Here is a 392-nt window from a genome sequence, read left to right as displayed (position 1 = left end):
TGTTCAAGGCTTCGCGGGTGCGTGCCAAGGCGACTGAAGATACCAGCTTTACCTCGAAACCGGCGACGCCGAGCCGATAAGCCAGAGCGCGATGATAATTGCCTGTTGCCTCAAAGGCCGCCCGGACAGGACGGCCATAGTCCGAGAGCGTTGCGACCAATCGATCAAACTCTTCGAGCTGGTTCAGAACTGTCAGACGGCGACGGCGCTTTCGGCCGGGAACAGCGATCAAAACTTCATGGCGGGCTTTTGCGATATCAATCGCGACCAAAACAGGCTCGGCCTGTGCAATAGTGGTATCGGTCATAGTCGGTCTCCCTTGCGGTGTGGTTTGTGCAAAACCACTGTAGGGACCCGAGACCCGGCTATGATCACCTGCTGCGCTTTTTGAT

General features: G+C 56.6%; 1 protein-coding gene. It reads right to left on the bottom strand.

Features of this window, described 5'->3' with window-relative positions:
* Positions 1-307: transposase (locus tag J1C49_RS21585; protein ID WP_227447863.1), on the bottom strand; the 307-nt coding region annotated here is incomplete at its 3' end.
* Positions 308-392 lie beyond the last annotated feature (85 nt).

This window comes from Cognatishimia sp. F0-27, assembly GCF_020667845.1.
In the GTDB taxonomy this organism is placed as follows: Bacteria; Pseudomonadota; Alphaproteobacteria; order Rhodobacterales; family Rhodobacteraceae; genus JAFMPQ01.
Note: the sequence above shows the minus strand (reverse complement) of the source record. Positions and strands in the feature narration are given on the sequence as shown.